Here is an 18,950-nt window from a genome sequence, read left to right on the forward strand (position 1 = left end):
CATGGGCCCCCAAAAATTTACAGCCTCTAATTCGGCAGAAGCTTTAAAACTGATTCGCAAGCGAATGGGGCCGGATGCCATGGTGATCTCAACCACTGATATTGACCAAGGTGTGGAGATTGTTGCTATTAGCTCCGAAGATCTTGCTTCACTTTCAGACCCCACAATAGCTAGCAATAAGAGTGTAAAAAAACCAGTGGGCTACTCACCAAATTACTCCTCAGATAGACCAATTGGACGCAGCAACTTGGGCAGTAACTCAGTTAGCAACTTTGGCTCTAGCTTTGATCGTGCCATTGCACCGCCAAGTCCTCGTAATCCATTTAGCGCTAACTTACCTTCAGGCTCTTTGCGCCTTAATCCTGCTAGAACCGAACGTTCTGATCGCTCAGAGCGATCAGTCAGAGCTCCAGGCTCTGAAACTTTTACGCCCGCCTCTTTTAATGGCGCTGAACGTATCCGTCGCGGAGACGCAAATGTCATCAATCCATCGAACAACGATGCCTTCTTTAGTGCTAGCCCTAGCGCCGCCCTCAGTGCTAAAAAGAAACAAGATGCGGCTGCCTTTGCAGAAGCAAAAGCAGATGCTAAAGCGGCACTCAATCCAGCGCCGATTGCCAATGAAATCCCCGCTGACAGTGCTACCAACGCCGCACCCTCAATGTTGGCAAGTATTAGTAGCGATACCGCAAGCGCAATTAGCGCTTTGCCAGCGACCTCGGCGGCTAGTAATCCAAAAGTAGAGCAATTGCTTGCTGAAATTAGCGAGGTTAAGTATTTGCTGCAATCGCATGTGGCTGGCAACTTATGGGGCAACATACAACAAGAAAGTTCCCACGTAACGGAGATTGTGAAGCACCTACTTAATAGTGGCTTTTCTCCTAAATTGTGCGCTCAAATAGCCCGCAATTTACCAGATGATTTCAATACCCAACAACTTATTAAAAACGCTCGTGAACAAGTCAAGTGCTTAATCAAAACTTCTCGGGCGTTTGATCTCTTTGATCGCGGCGGTGTCTTTGCCTTTATTGGTCCGACCGGTGTCGGTAAAACCACTACAGTTGCCAAGATTGCAGCGCGCTGTGTTCTGCGCTATGGTCGTAATCAAGTTGCCCTCCTCACCACCGATACCTACCGAATTGGGGCCCAAGAACAACTCAAGACTTATGCAAAAATTTTAGGTCTTTCTGTCACAGCGCTGCGCGATAGTGATGATCTAGCAAGCAAAATTAAAGAGTTTTCTAATCGTAAAATTATTTTATTAGATACTGCTGGCGTGAGTCAGCGGGATACTCTGATGGTTGAGCAATGCCAACTGCTCCAAAATGGGTCGGATCGTGCAAAACGGATTTTGGTAATGAGCTCCACTACGGATTTACGCACCCAAGAAGAAGTGATTAATTTGCATAACCAAGCAATGCAAAATAGCCACAACAATAAATTAGACTCTGTCATCATTACCAAAATTGATGAAGCAGCCCACCTAGCGCCAGTCATTGATAGTGTCATTCGTCATGATTTGTCTATTTTGTTTGTTTCAAATGGTCAGCGGGTACCAGAAGACTTAAGTCTTCCCGATATTAACTACCTAAGTCATCGCGCGATGGCAATGCGCGCTTTTTCTGAGACGTTTTCCATTACCGACGAACAAGTTCCTGCTATTTTGTCAGATCACCTGGGTGACTGGATTCGTAAAGTGAATTCATGAGTACGGTAGTGAGCGGTAACGATCAGGCTGAAGGGCTACGCAATATCTTTGGCGCAGAGCTATGCCGCGTTATTTGTATTGCAAGTACTCTAGATGCTGATAGCACAATTCACTTGGGGCATGGCACCGCCCAAAGTCTGAAGCAACACAATAACCATGTTTTATTAGTCGATGAAATTCCACTCGCGCAACGTAAAACTATGTCTGGATTTTTATATCCGACACGCTATGATTTGGGTCAAGTCTTTAATAATGCCGTGCCCTTAGCGCGCAGTATTCGTCAGATTGATGAATATCTTTGGTATGCCACTAGCACCAAACTACGATCTGAAGTTGAGCATCGCTTTGCAAAATATCCTCAGCTTGATGTGCGACTGATCCAAGAACAGATGGGAATTGACTATGTCATCTTTCCCACGATTGATCCGCAAGCACAAATTGTGGCGTTCTATGGCAGCAATATTCAGCGGATTTTAGTCACCGCAGGAGATCAAGCATCGCTTACCAAAGCCTTGGTGATGTTACGCCAAATGGCTATTTTTCAAGTAGATGAACCACTAGCAGTCATCATCGTTGGCGGAGAAGATGAATCTGCAGGTACCGCTGCTTTCGAACGACTACAAAATGCCGCCAGATCTGCTCTGCATGAGGAGATTGAATTTATTGGCTGGATTGCTGCGGTGACGGCTCGGCGGGTTACATTAGATCCGGATGATCAAAGTTGGAATGCGCCAAGCGAAGGCCCTCAAGAAGAATTTGTTTTGCCAATGGGTTTTTTTAAGGCAATTTCTGCCAAAATAAGCAGTTAAGCATTCAGTCATGTACCTTTAACCCCGCCTTTAAGCGATCTGTCATTGAAGCCTTCTAGTTATTTTGCGTCTCTTGATATTGACGAAGCCATTCGCACTCATTTACCTCTGGTAAAGCGGATTGCACATCAAATTTGTTCTCGCTTACCGCCTAATGTTGAGGTAGATGATCTCATTCAGGAAGGGTTAACGGGTTTATTGGATGCTCTTAAGCGCTATGAACCCCAACCCAATTTAGCATTTGAAGCCTATGCTAAAACCCGTATACGGGGCGCTATTTATGACTCCTGCCGCAAAAATGATATTTTGCCGCGCAATCAGCGCGATGAACTTGTTGGAATCGAAAAAGTAACGCGCCGTTTAGAGCAGACCTTAGGGCGCCACCCATCGGAAAAAGAAATTGCCCAAGGCGCTGATTTGAGCATTGAGTCATACCATGCCATCATCACTAATATGGTGCATTTAATGCCGTTGGATGATTTATCGGATGATCTCATGCCTTCGGATACCGATGAATCTGACCCGATGCGCTCTGTAGCAATGAGTCAATTTGCAGAACGAATAGCCCAAATTTTGTCAGGTTTACCTGATAATGAAAAGTTAGTGATGGCCCTACACTATCAAGAAGATCTATCTTATCGAGAAATTGCCCTGGTTATGAATATTACCCCTGGGCGCATTAGCCAGATTCATACGCAAGGTATGATCCGCATTCGGGCAAAACTAAAGTCTTAGTTCTTAAAAGCTTTTTGCGCTAGACTTTGCGGGACAGCACTCCGCCTACCGATCCTGGTACTCCCCCATCACTTCCGTAAGTTGCGCTTGGTGCTTGCTGAGCAATAAAAGATTGCATAGCAGAGCTGCGTTGCATGGCCAAACGAATCAAATCCCCATTGATTTGGTGATTGACTGAGGCTTCATCGAGTAGCACTAATAATTGCGTCGTTTTTTCCGGCTCAAATTGGTGAATATCTTGCTTGAGCTTCTCAGTACCGCCTGGATAACTCTGTATAGCATCCAAAGCGGCATTGGTATTTTCCAGTGATGCTGGCAGACGATCCATATCATTCGCCTCCAAAGCAGCACGCAAATCCTCAATAGCACTTGCAACGCCCTTTAAGAACGACAATAGGTCATCAAAGGACATTGATGGCTGAACTTTTACCATCTTAAAATTGGATTTTTCTGTTTATAGTAATTCGAGCTCAGAATGAGAGCAAAATACAGCGAAATCAATAGAATTGAGCGGATCTAAGGGGAGAACTTAGCTTTGGGGGCGATTTGGTTTTTGCCCAATTGCTGCGACTACGTCTTTTAACATTGCCTGAGAGATTTGGGTGTAATCAATCTCAAATTGACCGCTAGCAACCTTGTCGCGAAGTTTTTTAATTAGCAGATCATCGCTAACCTGATTAGCAGCGCTGGTGCTACTTTGTGCTTCAGCCAGCTTAGCTGTCAGCCCAATATCCAAATTAACTGCGGGGCGACTTACTGCTGGTGCCGGAGTTTGATTTAATGTTAGATTGTTAGTACTGGCGGCAGAGTTTGATCCTGGCACAGCTTTAGCTGTTCCAACATTTGGCGGAACTAGTGGTGCATTCTCATTAATTTTCATCTTATTCTCCCCAGCACTGTCTAAAAACACAACATTGATACACAACATTATAGCATTTTAGCGATTTATTCCATATTCACGCTAATGATTCCTGGCCTTAATACCTTGCCTTGTAAAACCTGTCCATCAGATAATCGCACTCTAACCATATCCCCAATCATGCCAGGGGTTTGGGCAATACCTTCTCCAGAAACCTGAAAATCTTTACCTGTTAATTGAATCCTAACAGGATCTCCTACTTTTATTACGGCAGATTCTTTTAAATCGTTTAGCCCAATTGGCATACCCATTTGCAAAGATTTGCCTAAAATCCGCTCATAAGCCCCCCTGGGGTTGCGCAACACATCATCTGGTAGAACGGTTAAATCACCCTCTATCAGCCGAATATCGCCAATTTCAAGCTTTTGACCAAAAGGTAGGTAGCGACTGGCTACAACATAATCTCCATAGGCATGGATATTGACCGGTACATTAATTAACCATGCAGCTTTAGTGCAACGTAATTGGATCATCGACCTTCCCCACAAGCGCGAACCTGTGGGAGTCAAAATCTCAACACTACCGCCCAAGCAGGCTGGAATAGTTAAATTTGGTTCGAGCCACTCTGTCTCTACCCGCAAACCATTGACAGTGGGGCTTTTTTGAATGAATCGCTTGATAGCCTGTTCAATATCCGGAGGTAAAGCGGCATAAACTCCAAAAGACAGCGTACTAAATATCAGCACTATCAAAAAACGATTAAAAAGCGGCATTATTTGGTAAACCGATCCAAGGCTACCCAAGGGTACACATTATTCATGCCATCCAAGGCTACACCAGCCAGCCAATAAGGGCGCTCTACTAATTTAGGGATATTAAGGTGGATATTCATATTCTGAACCCCTAAAAATTCATGGGCATAAATAGAGTAATGCTGATTGCCCACCAGCAAATTAATCATCCTGGCAGGATGCAAAATCTCACCTAATGCATCTACCTTGCTATCAACCGGTTTATTGATAGCCTCTTCCCCTAAATATTGAATTGCAGAAACAGCATAGTTTTGCCCATGTCGGCCAAAAAAGACCATTGGCATTCTTAATAGACTAGACGGGCACGATAAACGCACTCCTTCGTGATGAGTTTCGAGTGAGCCTCCAATTTCGGCCATCATTTTGCCTGCCGCCAAGAGATGTTCATCCGATAAGGCTATATGGTCCAAATCAATAAAAATCATTAAATCTTGCTGAACTGCAAAAATACTTGGGCAAGGTGGCAAGATACTAATGATCGTAACCAGTTGCTGAACAATCTCAGGATCAGCATACACCTCATCAATTAAGAGCTCATCTGTCAAATTTTCAAATACATGACGTAGCGATTGTTGACCAGCCTTTGTCAACTCATCCTGTTCACGACCAAGCAAGAAATCAAGCTCTACAGCATTCCAGTTGTCAGTCTTAGTGACCAAACTTCGCGCTATTTGCATACGATTGAGGTTGTGGGCGCGATCCAAGGAAAAGTGCTTATCTAAATAACGTTGACTTCCTGAATAATCTAATGAATTTTCACGATCTAGAGGGCGAGTAACACCTTCAGGAAAAGAAAATGCCTTGGGCTCAGGGGGGGGTAAAAACTACCGGAGAATCGTCTTGTAGGCGCGGCGCGAATAAGGCGCTCAGTTCTGCGAGAGAAGGTTCTGGGAATACCTCGGGCACTATTGGAGTAGCGGGCAACTCAGAAATTGGCGCTCTGCTGAAGGGCCGTTTATCCACCTCACTAATGACAGTCTCCATCGCCTCCTGAATCATCTCAGAAGGCCTGCCAAGGGGCGATAGCTCATTATCAGGATTTTTAGCAACTGGTAGACCGTTTTTGATTTGTGACAACTTGCTAGCGAATAACGCTTTTGCTTGATTTAATTGCTCTAGAGTACAAGCGACTTCACTCGCCACCGATGGATGTGTAAACGCGACTTCTGACCTGACAATACTAACTAGATCATCCAGCACCAAAAAGGCTTGTGTATGGTTATTCTTAAAGCAGTGCGCTAATTCATTAGCCATCTCACTTAAAGCATCTAATCCAGCGCCATCTAGGGCATTCGCTAAATCAACACTATGCATGATTAATGGCTCAATCGACACTGGATCCCCTGAGCCCTTTTTAGGAGCAGCAGACTGCAGACCCTCAATAGCGCGATCAATATCAATTAAAAACAGGGGTTTTTCTTCGGCCATATTTGCATTACGCCTTATAAAAAATCAATTGCATTAGACCCTTGCTTCTCGTTTTAATTCAGTAAAAGCTTTATTCAACCCATCAAACTCACCTTGCCATAACTGTAGATCACGCATTACCTGTTTAGCATCCATACCCAAGAGCTCGATGGCTTCCAAAGAGATCTGCGGCGCTTGTACTTCTAGGGGTGTTGCTTGCTCTAATGCAGTGGCTAGCGTTGAACGCATTTTCGATACAGTAGCCTCCACTCTCTCGACCAATAAATTTAGCTGTTCTGTTTCGACAGCAAGCTGTTTACTAGAATGGTTATCCAATATTGCCAAGTAAAGACGAACGCCCTGTTGCTTTAATGCAGAAAAGGCGTCTTGCAGTTGATCTAAAGGCCCGCCTCTACTGACACCCATCTCTTGGCTATACGGTGAATTACTATTTTTATCGGATGCATTTGTACGAATCTGGCCACTCTTCTCATGCAGTGTGTCAATCGAATGTCGTAATTTGATATTGAGTTGCGCAAGTACTTTAAAGTGCGTATCAATTTTATTAATCCTATTTTTTAGATCATCACTTAATTCAGAAATGACATTCATCACCGTCTTCACATTGAGCTGATCTGCCGACTGATCAGAATCGCTGCTTTGCGAATTAGGTTTGGATGTTTTATTGTTTGGCGCACTCGCAAAACCTAAGTCAATTGATCTTAATAATTGACCGGCAGCCTTAGTTTGTTTAGATGCCCGCTGCAAATCTTGCGCATTACGAGCGGTATTCATAAGCACCATATAGGCACCCAACATAATTCCAAAAGCAGCAATGGCTGAAACTAAAATTAATCCCAGAAATCCACCGGCACCCTTAAAGTCAAAATATTGAATCGATTGGGATTTTTTTTGCGCTGCAAGACGCAAAGACCCATAGTCGTTAGCGAAGTCCTTAATTACCCGCATATTCAAAACATAAGTATTCAGTACTGCTGCACTTTCTTGCGGTAACTTGGAATACCAAGGACTTTGCGGTACCTTCGGCGCTACATCTGTAGATTTAAGGTTTGATTTACCAGCTGTTTTTTTACCGATATCAATTTCCAGAATCACCTTTTGCTCTAGAACTGCAGCAAGTGTTTTTTGAAGATCTGATGTTGTAGTAGGGTCAGTGATATTTTTTTGCCAAGCATTATGTGCTTTGACAAAATTATCTATACTTTCTGCATATTTTTTTACAGCAGATTCAGAGGGTAATTTATCTAACTCTAGCGGTCCTTTAGAGCCAATTAATACCTCACCTGACCTTGCTAAGACAGCCAAATCATTTAAGCCCTTTTCTTGTGCAAGTATTACTCCAATTGACTGTTCAGTATCTTTAGCGCTTAGTAGCACCTCAAGCGGAGTGGAAGGTTTTGGATTTTTCTTGAACTTTTTATCTGACTCTGTCTGCTCAGATCCCTCCTCGTCAATTTTTTTATCAGACATTACGGCATATTTCTCTGGCTTACCGAAAACGACTGACATTAGTTTAGAGTCCATCCTTTGAAAGAGAGCGATGATCGGATTGTCAGATAGAGGTAACAAAGGAATAGACGATTCCGCTTCTTTAGTTGTGCTGGGTTTTTTGATGGCTGGATCTGCCACTCCTCCACTTAAAGACTTCAATGCACTAGGTTCACTAATCCCCTTGCTCGATACTGTAGATACTGAATTAGGACTCAACTCAGATTGGTTCTTCAAGTCTGCAGTCGCTGATTTTAAGAAGATCTCGGCTTTTTTTAAGTTCGCAAAAAAAGCGGGTTCAAGGGCGATAGGGCCATTTGTTTGTTGCTGCAACTCTTTTAAAAAAGGAATCAAACGCAAAACTTCTACTTGCTCACCATCAATCGATTGCAAATACTTGCCCTCAGATACCCAAGAACGCGCAGAGAAAAAAGCGCCGATACTAGCAGCCAGCACAAGAGCAAACGAAATGTACGATACCCATTGCCAAAAAAGAATTGGGCGCTGGGAAAAGATATGGCTATTATTTTTCTTATTCATGTAAATGATCTCGACTAGCGATTAAGTGACTGATCTGCATATCGGCCTTAAGAGACCCCTACCAAATGATAATCAGCGCCGTTGTGATAAAAGAATGAAGAATCAGGTATCGTCTCAGCGTAAAAAGGTCCAACAATGTTATTGACCCTAAAACCCAAACCTTCTTGAGGGCCATTTCTCAGCACAATGATCCAAGGTGCACTAGACTGCTTTAGGACCTGCTGCCAATCTACAAAACTATCTCCACGCTGATCAAAGCGCAGTAATTGAAAATGATTACGTAAACAAATAGGTTCGCCCTTATAGACTACGACACCATTAATACGCAGATCTTTTATCATCTGCTCGGACTCAGGGTGTAAAAAAACAGCCTGTATTAATTTTGTTGAAATTGCATAACGACCACCATTAATCCGCATTCCTAACCAGTAATCTTGCATTGGTAATGTTGTCATGACTTTTTTCCTGATTCACGACGTTGATACCAAAATATGGCAAGTGCCACAGCGAAAATGAGCACGCTGCACACAAAACCAACAAATGCATCCCCGATCCCCGTCATATAAGAGACATTTTTAGCTTCAATCTTACGTCTCTGGGAAAAGTAAATATCAATGTTTTCTGTAACCTTTTTACCATGCCAAATAACTACATCTTTGGTTTGTATTCTGACTGGGTTTACACCGGCTGGATCAATCACGTTTTTTGCAATAGCATTAAGGCGTCTAGCAATTTGCATCAGATCATTAGATACTTCGGCCCTCCAATCTACCGGGATCGTTGACAATATATCCCGACGATATAGCTCTGCAAGTCGCTTGGTCTCAACTTCTGTCAGGTAGATAACATCACCAGGAAGGGTAAATTTAATCCCACAATTACTTCCCGTGATTGTCGACCTATCTGCCATGCGCATTACAACTGTCAAACTATCTTTTTTATTTCTCAATAATTTAACGTTTACATCCGCGGAAATTTTTTCGTTCAATGCAAGATAAAAACCTAAGGCAGATTCAATCTTTGTTGCATTAACAGATAAGATTAAATCGCCCGGTTTTATGCCTGCTGCCTCAGCAGGTGAGCCAAGTTCAATTGACTCTACAGTGGGCAATTCAAGTGCAAGCAATGATGCAGAACGTTTGTTTTCAAATTCAGAAAAAAATTGAAAAGCACGATTCACCGCCTCATCTGTATTTACTGGAATAATTGCACCATCGACTAATTTTGGAATATCGCTAGGCTTTAAGCGGCGCTGATTTTTATTGAGGCGAACATCAATTTTTTGAGTTGCAACAAAATCCTCTATTACTGGCATCGCAACTTTAAGCTGCTTTAACTCAGAAGAAGATTCTGATAAATCATTTGCAGCCCCAAGTAGCACCAATAAAGAGACCGCAAACAGGAATCCAGAAAAGGTTAAAAACCAAAAATAGATATTTTTTTGTGAGTAGAAAGTCATTTTTTCAGTCACAATGATCATTCACCTTTGCGCGGCTTAGTATTAACTTTACTTGCAACAAGCTTATCGCTAGCGCTATTTAAAATAAAACGCTTTTTTAACATCTCTACTTCACGATGCTCAGCCATTAACTGAACCTCAGTCTTGCGCTTATCCATCAATAGGCGGCAACTAGCAAGATCATCTATCCACTCACCGGATTTCATTTCAATTATGGCTGTTTCCAAAATCTCTCTGCCAGTTAATTCATTGGCCTTAATACGCACTACGAATAAGCGAGTGCCATCAACATCTCGTAGAGTCAACTCAACAAAATAGGTTCTCGCAAAGCGATGATTGATAGCGCTAAGCGTGTAGGGGTAATTCTGCAAAGTGAATTGAATAACAGTGCCATCATCTAATGGCATCGGCTCTACCTTAAGCTCTGTAATACCTGCTTTGGCATGCCATTCCAAATCTGTTTGTTGAGCTTCTACGTTTTTTCGAGGAAAAGCTCTGGTCTCAAAATAAATTTGATAGAGAGTTTCTGGGAGATGTCGCTCAAATGCAAGGTTTTTTAAGACATCAGCTGTGGAAGTAATGCGCAAGCGCTCAGCCATTAAATCTAACTTCATATTAGCAATCTTTTGATTGATTACTTCTTCAAGCTGGTTTGTCTTATTTAAGCTTGTCACCATGATAGGTTCAACTGGAACAGAATGGCCGGTATTTTTTACCTCATCAACCACTTTGCTGTAAAAATCACGAATAAAAAAATACATCAGTGGAATAAGCATGATCACACTGAGGATCATGATCAATTTTCCACTTGTAAGATTAGTAAACAAGCTCATGCCTTTAGCTTCATAAAATTAGGGTGCAAACACTGTGATTATTCACACCAACTAGCCGACGCATACCAACGATTTAAGCGTCCTTGTACACGGGCATTTTCAATGGCATTTCTAGTGGACTCAAAATCTTTGAGTGCATTCTTGCTAGGGTTGTACAACTCGCAACCCGCTCGAATTCGATCAAGCGCCTTACCAGGTCGCACATTTCGGATAATTAAGTCAATACCACCTGAGCGGGACTTTTGGCGCTCAAAGTATCCTGAATGCCAATATCGCCCCACTTCAACCTCTGTTGCGCCCAAACGAATATCTAGCAAAATACCATGATCAGAAATATCACTCACTCTTGCCAGCAATTCTTGACCAGCCCCCAGTGACAAAACGAAATTAAACTGCTCATCACTAGGCCCCAATGTCCTAAACTCTTTACGACGCTGGATCACAATAAGATCTTGCGGCAGTGCGCAGGTTATCAAACTACCATCTTCATGCATCCTAAAGTCACTAGACAGAAACTGCATCTTTGAGTTTTCATTGCAGGCTACAACAATCTGACTAGTGCCAATAATGCTGCTGAGCCCCCTAGGAGGCTCGGTCTCCGGCTTCATCACGAGTAATCCTTTATAAATATCAAGGACAGTTACCGCAAACTCTGAGCCAGATCCATCAATGGCATGCACCCCTGCCAATGGGGTTTTACTAATCTCTCGGAGCATGGTTTTAGCAATAGCCGAGTGCTCTATGTGGAATTGAGGATCTATTTTTTCAATTAATTCGGGGAGATAGGTAATGATAGGCATATAGATTGGAATTAAGTTAAGGATTGCAGACTTGTTTTTGTATGATTGCCAGAGCGCTTTCCTCGGGCACTGGATCATCCGCCAAGTTGAAGCCAGTCTCTGTTTGTAAAACCTTCTTACCCTGTGCATTTGGTTCGGAGTATTGAATGGTAGCCAAGGTGGAGTAAGTCATATATTTACAATTGAATAAAATATTGCTGCGCACTGATCCAATGCGTTGTTTCGTGGGCTCATCTATTTTTTGACGATTGGTAATAATCCACACCTTTTTTGACTCTGGAGGCAATGCCTTAATAGAGCTTTTATAGTAAGCAATGGAATACCCTCTTTTGTCCAAAACTGTGACCATGTCATTTTCGGCCTGAGTCATTGCAAAGCTTGACCCCAATGGGCCTAAAAGCAAAACAAAGGTAAAAAAAAGGGGGTGGTAATAAATCATGTAAATAAGCCAAATGAATGGATTATTATACGGAGTTATGGGCTAATTAAGCTGCCCGGGAGACTTTTTCCTCTTTTTGGGGGGATTTCGGAATAATCCTAAATTAGCCCCAAATAAACATCAATTGCATGCCATTCATTACCCATCAGACTTACCTTCTGAGGATTCCTCAATAGCAAGAGACTCCTTGTCGGTCACATTCTTGACCCAATAGCGTGCAGCCGCAATATTAGTTGTGTAAAAAGCGATTTTGTTGTTTTTTTCTATGGTGTAAAAGCGATCACCACGTATACGGTGCTCTGTAATGACAGGATTTTCCATAATATGAAATGCTTTATATAGTCTATTGACTCCTTACTACGGTAAGTTTGCCATGTTTGCTTAGATTAATCTAACCTAGATTGCATTAAAAGGTCCAAAAAGATTCTTAACCCTTTAATTTATATAGATTTTTTATTATAAATGGTTAGAATGATCGTAGTTGATTGCACTCTACTCTTGCAACCGAGAAACAGATCACATTTAGACTAATTATATGAGCCGAATGCCTCCAAAAACCCTCTTTTACAACGTTGAGTTAGGTCAGCAACGATAGAATTTTCACTAGCGAACCACAAGAAAATATAAAAATGGCTATTTCGCTTAATACTAGAGTAAGTCAGCAGGTCACCCTAACACCTCAACTGCAACAAACAATCCGGTTATTGCAGTTATCCAATAACGAACTAGAGCAGGAATTAGCAAAGGCCGCCGAAGATAACCCCTTACTGGAGTTTGAGCCTAATCCAGAAATTGAGTTTAATGTCTCACAATCTTCTGAACGGGTTGAACAGACACAAAACTCATGGACCTCAAGCAATAGAGCATCGCAGGACGACGACGACGACTGGGCAGAGCGCTTTGAGCGCATAGCTCATCAACAAACCCTTTTAGAGTATGTCGAGGAGCAAATTCATCTCCTTCATGTCGACCCGCAAGAGCGGTTGATCATTACCTATCTTGCAGGCTGTCTGGACGACAGAGGTTACCTAATCGATGATCTCGAGTCAATTCATGCTGAGATCAAAAATGAGCTTGATAGTCCAGAATCAAGCACGCTTTATCTAATAGAGTCTGCACTAAAAAAACTGCAATCACTTGATCCGCCCGGCATTGGTGGACGCAATTTAGCGGAATGTCTCTCACTGCAAATTGATCGTATTTTGGAAAAACCCACCCACGATCAATCGGCATGGGAGCTAGCCAAATATATTGTCAATACCCATTTAAACAAGGTTGGCTCAAAAGATTGGCTCAAGATCAAACAGGCTAGCAACAAAACTGAAGCGGAAGTCCTCAAAGCAGTAGAGCTTATACGCAGCTTGCAACACAATCCAGGCGCTTACTTTGACCGTGAGAACGACCAATGGATTCTGCCTGATGTAGTGGTCAAATCCATAAATAACTTATGGGTTGTCGAATCAAACCCCAATGCTAGGCCACGTATTTCTCTCAATAGTGAGTACGCCAAAATACTGAAAGAGAGCGGGCAAGGAAAAGCTGATGGAGTCTTAAAACAAAAAATTCTAGAAGCAAGTTGGCTTATCAAAAATATTGCTCAGAGAGAAGATACGATCCTCAGAGTAGCAAATGAAATAGTCAAACACCAGCAAAAGTTTTTTTCCATGGGTGCAATTGGAATGAAGCCACTTGTTCTTCGTGAAATAGCAGAAACTTTAGAAATGCATGAATCAACAATTTCGAGAGTGACGACACAAAAATATTTATCTTGTCCGCTAGGTATTTTTGAATTCAAATACTTTTTCAGTAGCCAATTAAATTCTGATAAAGGTGTCGCAATTTCCTCAACTGCAATTCAGGAACTAATTAAGCGAATTATCCAAGAAGAATCAGCGATAAAGCCTATCTCTGATAGCAGAATTGCTAAGTTACTGGGTGATCAAGGCTATGAAATTGCTAGGCGAACGGTAGCCAAATATCGAGAAGGGATGCGTATTCCAGCAGTGCACCTTCGAAAAAAATAAACCCTTAAGAATAAAACTCAATGTAATTCTTCCCAGCATTTTTAGCAAGGTACATTGCTTTATCAGCCCTTTCAACTAAATCCATCGAACTGAGACTCATATCATCCATGATTGCGATACCAATACTTGCACCCAGCAGTAACTGCAATGGTTCTTTAGATCTAGGCTGAATAGGTTGCGAGATTGCTGTTAGCAAACGATTGGCTAATTGACTGACTAAATCTTTGTTAGTGATATCTTGTAACGCTAAAACAAACTCATCACCACCCCAACGACAGGCTAAATCCTGCGCGCGAATGGATGCAGAGATCCGTCTGCCGATGATTGATATCACCTCGTCTCCAGCGCCATGACCGTACTGATCATTGATTGCCTTAAAGTCATCTAAATCGACAAAGATTATTGCCGTTAAATTAGTGTGCTTAAGAGGCTTCGATAAAACATAATTAAGTTTTTCCAAGAAACTAGTCCGCTCCAATAAGCCAGTTAAATGGTCATGCCTGGTTTTGGTGTCAAACTCTTCGCCATAAATCATCAGATCCAACACTCGACGCTCAATAGCTGTTGCATTACTATCTCGATGAAAATATTTTAATAAATCATTTTGATCTACAGTTTTTACAAGCTGCTGTAGCTTAGCAACTAAGTTTGAAAAATGCTCAGCTACTTGAATTGGATCATCAGCATCCAATGCTTCGCTTACATTGGGGGCGTTGCGATTACGACCTGTTTCTTTAGTAATAGCATTGTCAACAACAATTTTTTTTTGGTCTCTGCCCATTTCAACTCTCTATATTAGGTAGCCAAACTTTACAGCAGAGGATGGGCGATCTACATACTCATCCTAAATGAATCAATATCTAACTTAATTGCAAACAATCTTCTTGATGTCTGACTCCGTGGTAGTGGATTCAATTTTCATGACGTTGGATTTATTTTTCTCAGAGTAAATTTCGTTGAGCTTTTTTGTTTTAGGATCAAAGTACATGTAAGAAATTAGATAATAAAACGTAGTGTTTTCCTTGCAATCAAGGGCGCCACTTGCACTAAATAGATTGAAATTTTGACTATTTGGGGCAACTTGATTTTCATTGAAATGTGCGGAAACAGTAAACCAAACATAAGGCCCCTCGGCCTTTCCCCAGCCTGACAACAAATACAGGGTACTTTGAGTATTTTTACTCAAAATAATATCTTTATCGTTTGCCGCCTTTGGTTCAGGTTTTTGTAAATTGGACTTCAGGGATTGGGGTTCTTGCGAAGATTTAGCAGGGACGATCGTCACCCACAATGACAAGAGTAAAAAGCTTATGACAAATTTCATCACTGCACCCCAGCTTTCTTAAAGCCTTGCCACCTCTCAAAAGCTAAAGGAATAGTTTTACTATCCTCTAGCCCATAAAAAGTTAACTCCCCATTTTTTCTAAGGGCTAGATATACTTTTCCATTGGCAGGCTCAATTACAAAAGCAGCGCTAGATTCCTCGCAATCTGACTTTTTACAACCAGCCCCCAGTATTTGACTGCCTACATAGATGATAGGCATACTTTCCTCAAATGCATTTTGAAATGCTTCAATCTCTGCCCCAAGCATATAGGCAAGAATGAATTTTCCATTTGCACGCGTTGTCAATACTGAGGAAGGGCTACCAACCAATAAAGGGGCGTAAGTTGCTAAGTTTTTTCTCAAATCATCAAATTCTATTTCTTGTTCTTTGGCAAGGATTTTTGCTGTTTTTTCTTTCTCATATTCGCCCTTATATTCCCAAACTTTGAAAGAAGCGTAGGCCAAAACAAGGATGATCAATACATAAAGAATCCACTTGGTGATATTCATCACCAACTTCCTTATTTTTGCAGCAATGGATATTGGTTGTTTGGGCATAGTCCAGGCGATATCTAGTTGATCATCCTGCAAATTGAATTTGCTATTATTAGCGTAACACTATAAAGCAAATCTTTTGAGACCCCTAAAAGAAAGCTGAAAAACACAATGAAGCTCTGCAAACCCCAAGCAAATTCGACTTTTTTCTAATAATCACCTACTATGAAGCCATATTTATCAAATCAATGCCTTATTCCGCCTCAAGGTTTAAGTCAGCAGATAAGATTAGAAAATGCCGAAAATAAATTATCTCTAGTGTTGAGCAAATATGAGTAATCTAGATGAATCTGCTGTTACTGAGCTAAAAGAAGTGAACAAACATCTTTCGACCATTAGCGCTCTTTTGCAGCAAAAAGATCAAAAATTAGATGAGAGCTTAAACGTTATCCGAAAAGATCTTTGGAATATTAAAAATATTATTTCCGAGGAAATTGCTCACAATAAAAATCTAAAAGATGGCATTGAGAAAACTATTGAAAATACTATAGAAAAAACCTTAGTGAAGTCTATAGCCTATGTATTTGCTGCAGGAATAACTTTGTACATAGTGAGCAGATTTTTTCTATAAATATTTGTAATAAGCTACTCGGATGAAAGAAATCAAACCTCGTCATGACGCCTGATACAACGAATCGCCAAAAAAGCTATGCACATATTGCAAAACTTTTAGAGTCTGCGAGTAAATCTTATGAAAATGCTGCGCTTGGTTTAGAACAAGGCGAAAGTGAGGAGCATGTTTACCAGCATATTAAAAAAGCACGCGCTACTTTAGAAACAGCATTTCCAGAATATTTCTCCTCACATAAACCACCCCCTACTAGCAAAATAGTTCCGGAGAAACGTGATTACTCAATCCTTAAAATAGGCTTGATTGCCGGATTAATCGTCGGAGTCTTATACACATTTGTTGTCTATGGACCAACGGGAGATTTAAGTAAAAGCTGGAAAACTGAAGATTTCCAAAAGAACGTCACTTACCCCAAATAACTAGTCTCGTTCTGTTTTCCTAACATATTCAATCTTGACTGAATAATCAGTAGGGCCCATTAAGCGCTTCCAGATTGTTTCTTGCCCCATCTCTGGGTTGACTACCTGATAGCCTATCGAATAGATACCTTGGCTGGTGAGAAGATTAGTAGAGCATATGCGCACCCCATTGCGATGTGACAATTCTGCAATATCATTAAAAGCCAATGTGCGTGATTCTTGAATCAAATCCTCGTGATTTCGAATCTTTTGGTTTAACAATATCTGAATATATTCATCCTTACATTCAGGCAAATCCCGAGTGTAGTACTTATAAAAAAGTCCTGCCAAAGCTACTAATAAAACGAAGCTGGCCAAAAGGATGTAGGGAATTTTCATTTGAATGGGTACCCTCTTGTATCAACACTTTAAGGTTATGAGAGCACTTATTGGCTGCAGATGATTGATCCAACGGCTACATTGAAATTTAATATCATTCTGCTTTAGCCAATAGAACAACATTGCTCGGCATTTCTTCATTGTTTAAAGAGAGATTTTTTTGCTCAGCGGCATCCGGCAATAAACACCTGAGATTACCGTTGACCTTGGCGTCTGGATGCACATTAATCTGCGCATAAGTAACATCTCCAATCACTACAGCTCCGGGATAAATTTCAACGCGTCCTTTTGCAAATACCGAACCCTCAATTCTTCCAATAATGATCGCATGTGGGCTGTAAATGTTCCCCAATAAGAATCCGGTGGATCCGATTACGGCGGTATGGCCATTACCAGAGCCCTCTTCCTCAGTCTGGGAAATATCGCCAATTAAATGCCCTAACAAAAGCATGTTTCCACTATGAATAAAGTCGCCCTTCATAATAGAACCAGCTCCAACTGTAGTTAAATACGTCAGTTGAGCATCTGTATTGGGATTACTTTTTTTAGAAAATTCAAACATTTGTACGCCTCAATTTTTGCTTCTTTTAGCTTATCAAACTTTATAGCGAAACTTCCAATAATTTAATCTGCTTTGCGCCTGCACTTGGTGAGCGAACTCTCCAACCCTGGAAATACATTTCAACGCTATCTAAGTCCTGAGTAATCACCACAAATGGGGAGGTGCCCCGAAATGCATAAGAAGTATTTGACTCTAAATTAACAACAGTTTGTTTCCCAGAATTATCCACAACACAAATGGCTTGATTAATAAGAGATTTAATATTTACAGTATCTCCCTTTTTAGAGGGATTGGGAGATTGATAGCTAGGTAATTGCGCTTCCTGTTTATATGGGCATTGTTCACTAGGAGTGCTCAGAAGCGCTTGAGCTGGCTGAGTTTCTGGCGATTTAACCGAAGTATCAGAACCATCGGACTTAAGAGCTAAATCTTCATCAACTTTTACATCCTGAGCATCATTAGCTAGCATGGCCTTCTGCGGGGGGTTCACCAGTTCAATAGCTAAATTGATGATGTTGAACCGTTCATTTAACCCATAAATAGCGCCCGTCAGCACTGAAAAACTAAACAGGATTACCATCGCTCTTATTGTTACAACACTAGCCCCAGCAGTGCTGAACTTAAACCCCTGTTTTCTATCAACATGATTCAGTGATTCCTCCAGATTAAGAACCTGAGGATTTGCGAGCTCTAAGAGAGATATGGTCTCGTTTTTTAGCGGGGGATTCTTTGGGCCTGAATCAGTTCCGCCTACCTCAATTTTTTTAGGGGCAGAAATTTCTTGTTCTTCAATTGGCGCATCTAAAGTGTCGTCAGCAGATTCTGTGGCTCTGGGATCTATCAAATAAGATGCTTCATCTAGCTCCAACACTCGACCAACTCGCTTAGCGGTGGCGATCTTTAATTCAAATGTGTAGAAAGAGCTCATGCCACCCTCTTCCAACTCCAAAATCATTTTGGTGGACAAACAACATAAGTTGGCAAACTCTGCCCTGGCTAGATTTTTTCTCTCTCTAGCATCTTTTAATACTGAGCCAATAATTTCTAGTTGTGCATCGTGCTTGTGAGGCCGCATTGTTGTAACGCCATTATATTATTGCAACGCACAAATTATCTTGAAAATCCAAGACATCTCATATTCCCTGGAAAGCAAAACTACATTAAAGAGCATAGTATCAAATTATCATTAGAAAAGCCTATTAGAA

General features: G+C 41.4%; 24 protein-coding genes. 6 read left to right on the forward strand and 18 right to left on the reverse strand.

What is annotated here, in order from left to right; translation table 11 throughout:
• Position 1: 1 nt before the first annotated feature.
• Genes flhF through ICN26_RS02330 form a run of 3 tightly spaced genes read left to right on the forward strand, consistent with a single transcriptional unit; the run spans position 2 to position 3,252 of the window.
• A complete protein-coding gene (gene flhF / locus ICN26_RS02320) occupies positions 2-1,708 on the forward strand; it encodes a flagellar biosynthesis GTPase FlhF (RefSeq protein ID WP_216266550.1) in 1,707 nt (568 codons plus the stop codon).
• Complete coding sequence (locus ICN26_RS02325) at positions 1,705-2,517, forward strand: P-loop NTPase family protein (protein WP_216266552.1); 813 nt, start codon at positions 1,705-1,707, stop codon at positions 2,515-2,517. The genes flhF and ICN26_RS02325 overlap by 4 nt, the downstream gene beginning before the upstream one ends.
• 45 nt (positions 2,518-2,562) lie before the next feature.
• A complete protein-coding gene (locus tag ICN26_RS02330; RefSeq protein WP_215355921.1) occupies positions 2,563-3,252 on the forward strand; it encodes a FliA/WhiG family RNA polymerase sigma factor in 690 nt (229 codons plus the stop codon).
• A 19-nt stretch (positions 3,253-3,271) separates the two neighbouring features.
• On the opposite strand, the gene ICN26_RS02335 is transcribed toward ICN26_RS02330, so the two are convergent.
• The 12 genes from ICN26_RS02335 to ICN26_RS02390 all read right to left on the reverse strand — a co-directional run bounded on the left by ICN26_RS02335 (position 3,272) and on the right by ICN26_RS02390 (position 12,231).
• Entirely contained in the window at positions 3,272-3,685 is a 414-nt protein-coding gene (locus tag ICN26_RS02335) for a hypothetical protein (RefSeq protein WP_216266555.1), read from the reverse strand.
• 96 nt (positions 3,686-3,781) lie between these two features.
• The gene (locus tag ICN26_RS02340; protein ID WP_215355917.1) at positions 3,782-4,132 is read right to left on the reverse strand and encodes a flagellar biosynthesis anti-sigma factor FlgM; all 351 of its coding nucleotides are present in this window, start codon (positions 4,130-4,132) and stop codon (positions 3,782-3,784) included.
• A gap of 65 nt (positions 4,133-4,197) precedes the next feature.
• Positions 4,198-4,884 (reverse strand): flagellar basal body P-ring formation chaperone FlgA, encoded by a 687-nt coding sequence (gene flgA / locus ICN26_RS02345; RefSeq protein ID WP_216266556.1) that lies wholly within the window; start codon positions 4,882-4,884, stop codon positions 4,198-4,200.
• Positions 4,884-5,627: a hypothetical protein gene (locus ICN26_RS02350; RefSeq protein WP_216266558.1), complete on the reverse strand. Its 744-nt coding sequence runs from the start codon at positions 5,625-5,627 to the stop codon at positions 4,884-4,886. The genes flgA and ICN26_RS02350 overlap by 1 nt, the downstream gene beginning before the upstream one ends.
• Before the next feature lie 103 nt (positions 5,628-5,730).
• Positions 5,731-6,351 (reverse strand): hypothetical protein, encoded by a 621-nt coding sequence (locus ICN26_RS02355; protein ID WP_216266561.1) that lies wholly within the window; start codon positions 6,349-6,351, stop codon positions 5,731-5,733.
• 33 nt (positions 6,352-6,384) lie between these two features.
• Positions 6,385-8,379, reverse strand: coding sequence for a hypothetical protein (locus tag ICN26_RS02360; protein ID WP_216266563.1), 1,995 nt, complete (start codon positions 8,377-8,379; stop codon positions 6,385-6,387).
• Between the two features lie 47 nt (positions 8,380-8,426).
• Positions 8,427-8,834, reverse strand: coding sequence for a hypothetical protein (locus tag ICN26_RS02365; RefSeq protein WP_216266565.1), 408 nt, complete (start codon positions 8,832-8,834; stop codon positions 8,427-8,429).
• Positions 8,831-9,850 (reverse strand): PDZ domain-containing protein, encoded by a 1,020-nt coding sequence (locus ICN26_RS02370; RefSeq protein WP_216266567.1) that lies wholly within the window; start codon positions 9,848-9,850, stop codon positions 8,831-8,833. Before ICN26_RS02370 ends, ICN26_RS02365 begins: the two co-directional genes overlap by 4 nt.
• Positions 9,851-9,855: 5 nt before the next feature.
• Positions 9,856-10,665 carry a hypothetical protein gene (locus ICN26_RS02375; RefSeq protein WP_216266569.1) on the reverse strand — a complete coding sequence of 270 codons (810 nt, stop codon included), beginning with the start codon at positions 10,663-10,665 and terminating at the stop codon, positions 9,856-9,858.
• A gap of 44 nt (positions 10,666-10,709) precedes the next feature.
• The gene (locus ICN26_RS02380) at positions 10,710-11,471 is read right to left on the reverse strand and encodes a PilZ domain-containing protein (protein ID WP_215355904.1); all 762 of its coding nucleotides are present in this window, start codon (positions 11,469-11,471) and stop codon (positions 10,710-10,712) included.
• A gap of 16 nt (positions 11,472-11,487) precedes the next feature.
• Positions 11,488-11,841, reverse strand: a complete 354-nt coding sequence (locus ICN26_RS02385; RefSeq protein WP_216266571.1) for a surface-adhesin E family protein — start codon at positions 11,839-11,841, stop codon at positions 11,488-11,490.
• A gap of 207 nt (positions 11,842-12,048) precedes the next feature.
• Positions 12,049-12,231, reverse strand: coding sequence for a hypothetical protein (locus tag ICN26_RS02390; RefSeq protein WP_216266573.1), 183 nt, complete (start codon positions 12,229-12,231; stop codon positions 12,049-12,051).
• Positions 12,232-12,539: 308 nt separating this feature from the next.
• On the opposite strand from ICN26_RS02390, the gene rpoN reads away from it, so the two are divergent.
• Positions 12,540-13,934: an RNA polymerase factor sigma-54 gene (gene rpoN / locus ICN26_RS02395; protein ID WP_216266576.1), complete on the forward strand. Its 1,395-nt coding sequence runs from the start codon at positions 12,540-12,542 to the stop codon at positions 13,932-13,934.
• Between the two features lie 4 nt (positions 13,935-13,938).
• Here the strand turns inward: rpoN and ICN26_RS02400 are convergent, their stop codons facing one another.
• The 3 genes from ICN26_RS02400 to ICN26_RS02410 all read right to left on the reverse strand — a co-directional run bounded on the left by ICN26_RS02400 (position 13,939) and on the right by ICN26_RS02410 (position 15,770).
• Positions 13,939-14,715, reverse strand: a complete 777-nt coding sequence (locus ICN26_RS02400) for a GGDEF domain-containing protein (RefSeq protein ID WP_216266577.1) — start codon at positions 14,713-14,715, stop codon at positions 13,939-13,941.
• An 84-nt stretch (positions 14,716-14,799) separates the two neighbouring features.
• Positions 14,800-15,258: a hypothetical protein gene (locus ICN26_RS02405; RefSeq protein WP_216266579.1), complete on the reverse strand. Its 459-nt coding sequence runs from the start codon at positions 15,256-15,258 to the stop codon at positions 14,800-14,802.
• Positions 15,258-15,770, reverse strand: a complete 513-nt coding sequence (locus tag ICN26_RS02410) for an Ivy family c-type lysozyme inhibitor (protein WP_216266580.1) — start codon at positions 15,768-15,770, stop codon at positions 15,258-15,260. Before ICN26_RS02410 ends, ICN26_RS02405 begins: the two co-directional genes overlap by 1 nt.
• A 316-nt stretch (positions 15,771-16,086) precedes the next feature.
• Between ICN26_RS02410 and ICN26_RS02415 the strand changes: the two genes are divergently transcribed.
• Both ICN26_RS02415 and ICN26_RS02420 read left to right on the forward strand, forming a co-directional pair.
• Entirely contained in the window at positions 16,087-16,386 is a 300-nt protein-coding gene (locus ICN26_RS02415; protein ID WP_216266583.1) for a hypothetical protein, read from the forward strand.
• 44 nt (positions 16,387-16,430) lie between these two features.
• Positions 16,431-16,805 (forward strand): hypothetical protein, encoded by a 375-nt coding sequence (locus ICN26_RS02420; RefSeq protein ID WP_216266585.1) that lies wholly within the window; start codon positions 16,431-16,433, stop codon positions 16,803-16,805.
• Here ICN26_RS02420 and ICN26_RS02425 read toward each other — a convergent pair whose 3' ends face one another.
• The 3 genes from ICN26_RS02425 to ICN26_RS02435 all read right to left on the reverse strand — a co-directional run bounded on the left by ICN26_RS02425 (position 16,806) and on the right by ICN26_RS02435 (position 18,820).
• Positions 16,806-17,183 carry a hypothetical protein gene (locus ICN26_RS02425; RefSeq protein WP_216266587.1) on the reverse strand — a complete coding sequence of 126 codons (378 nt, stop codon included), beginning with the start codon at positions 17,181-17,183 and terminating at the stop codon, positions 16,806-16,808.
• Positions 17,184-17,277: 94 nt separating this feature from the next.
• Positions 17,278-17,745 carry a bactofilin family protein gene (locus ICN26_RS02430; RefSeq protein WP_216266589.1) on the reverse strand — a complete coding sequence of 156 codons (468 nt, stop codon included), beginning with the start codon at positions 17,743-17,745 and terminating at the stop codon, positions 17,278-17,280.
• Between the two features lie 40 nt (positions 17,746-17,785).
• Positions 17,786-18,820, reverse strand: coding sequence for a helix-turn-helix domain-containing protein (locus ICN26_RS02435; protein WP_216266591.1), 1,035 nt, complete (start codon positions 18,818-18,820; stop codon positions 17,786-17,788).
• Positions 18,821-18,950: the final 130 nt, after the last annotated feature.

The sequence above is a fragment of the Polynucleobacter hallstattensis genome (assembly GCF_018881835.1).
GTDB classification, from domain to species: domain Bacteria; phylum Pseudomonadota; class Gammaproteobacteria; order Burkholderiales; family Burkholderiaceae; genus Polynucleobacter; species Polynucleobacter hallstattensis.